Origin of the sequence: Hydrogeniiclostridium mannosilyticum (assembly GCF_003268275.1) — a bacterium.
Lineage (GTDB): Bacteria > Bacillota > Clostridia > Oscillospirales > Acutalibacteraceae > Hydrogeniiclostridium > Hydrogeniiclostridium mannosilyticum.
The window spans coordinates 1-1,974 of the sequence record NZ_QLYR01000025.1 but is presented as its reverse complement, the minus strand read 5'-3'; the positions used below and the strand labels follow the sequence as shown (position 1 = coordinate 1,974).

Here is a 1,974-nt window from a genome sequence, read left to right as displayed (position 1 = left end):
GACGATATGATATTTGCAATTCCACGTCGTATGCGTTAAACTATTCATGTCGTTCATTTCGAATGACCTCCCTTTGCTTTTGTCGTGCAGTTGGCAGACCGCACTTCTATTTTAGCAAAGGGAGTTTTTTTGTCTACATCATCGGCATAAGCCTTCTTTTGAACCACTCGCCTAGCGAGTGGTTTTCTCCATACAAAAAGGACCTGACTCTCGCATAATTATCAAAAGAGCCAGGTCCTTTTTATCATATTTTGAATAAAAATACAAGATATATAAAATTCTGACTTATTTATGTTAAGTATAAATAAAGCCGGTACTGCTTAGGGCATAGCGCCGGCTTTTGTTATTGCGATCCTTTGCGGCTGTAGTGAAATCCTATTTATAACTTCATCTATTGACATTGATAAAAATAGAATTTATACTCTAAATATCGGTTTCTTAGAACAATTTTTACGAATGGAGAGGGATATATAAATGAAGAAGACGTTTGTTACGAAGGGACAACTAGAGCATATTGTCAGCCAGTTTCCTACGCCTTTTCACCTGTATGACGAGAAGGGAATCCGGGCGCGGGCAAGGGCGCTGAAGGCGGCCTTTGCATGGAATCCTGGTTTTAAGGAATATTTTGCGGTAAAAGCAACCCCGAACCCGTTTATCCTCAAAATATTACAGGAGGAAGGCTGTGGGGTTGACTGCTCGTCATTGACGGAATTGATGATGGCAAAGGCCTGCGGCTTTACAGGTGAGGATATCATGTTTTCTTCGAATGATACACCGGAGGAAGATTTTCGCTATGCCAGAAGTTTAGAGGCTACCATTAACCTCGATGATATTACTCACATTGATTTTTTGGATTCGATTGCTGGAATCCCGGAGCTGATTAGCTGCCGGTTTAATCCGGGCGGCTATTTCTCCATTGCCAATAATATTATGGATAATCCCGGCGATGCCAAATATGGTTTTACCAAAGAACAGATTTTTGAAGGGTATAAAAAGCTGCAGCAGCTTGGCGCAAAGCGGTTCGGTTTGCACGCGTTTCTGGCAAGCAATACAACGACAAATGATTATTATCCTGAGCTAGCTAAAATTTTGTTCAGGCTTGCGGTGGAGCTGAAGAAAGAAACAGGTGCGCAGATTAAATTTATCAATTTGTCGGGCGGTGTAGGAATCCCTTATAGGCCCGATCAGGATCCGGTTGATATTGCAGTGGTAGGGGAAGGCGTTCGCCGGGCTTTTGAAGAAGTTTTAGTTCCAGCCGGCATGGAGGATGTTTCAATCTACACGGAATTAGGGCGTTATATGCTGGCGCCAAACGGTTGCTTGGTAACAAGGGCGATTCACGAAAAGCATACCTATAAGGATTACATTGGGCTGGATGCTTGTGCCGCAAATTTGATGCGGCCGGCGATGTACGGCGCTTATCACCACATTACGGTAATGGGGAAGGAAAACTTGCCGTGTGACCATAAATATGATGTTACCGGTGGTTTGTGTGAAAATAATGATAAGTTTGCCGTTGACCGTATGCTGCCGCAAATTGATATTGGCGATTTGGTTGTTTTACATGATACCGGTGCACATGGCTTTGCAATGGGCTACAATTACAACGGCAAGCTTCGCTCCGCGGAAATACTGCTTTGTGAGGATGGGAATGCGAAGCTGATACGCCGTGCGGAAACACCCAAAGATTATTTTGCAACTTTTGATTTTACACATCTCTTTGATAAAATTTAACAGCTTATAGCGATGGCCATTGTAAAAATTTACAATGGCCATTTATTGTATGGAGAAAACCACTCGCTAGGCGAGTGGTTCAAAAGAAGGCTTATGCCGATGATGTAGACAAAAAAACTCCCTTTGCTAAAATAGAAGTGCGGTCTGCCAACTGCACGACAAAAGCAAAGGGAGGTCATTCGAAATGAACGACATGAATAGTTTAACGCATACGACGTGGAATTGCAAATATCATATCGT

1 protein-coding gene is annotated in these 1,974 nt (G+C 42.8%); it reads left to right on the top strand.

Annotated elements, in window-relative coordinates; translation table 11 throughout:
• The first annotated feature begins 474 nt into the window (after positions 1 to 474).
• Positions 475 to 1,734, top strand: coding sequence for a diaminopimelate decarboxylase (locus DPQ25_RS14205; RefSeq protein WP_112333828.1), 1,260 nt, complete (start codon positions 475 to 477; stop codon positions 1,732 to 1,734).
• The last annotated feature ends 240 nt before the right edge of the window (positions 1,735 to 1,974 follow it).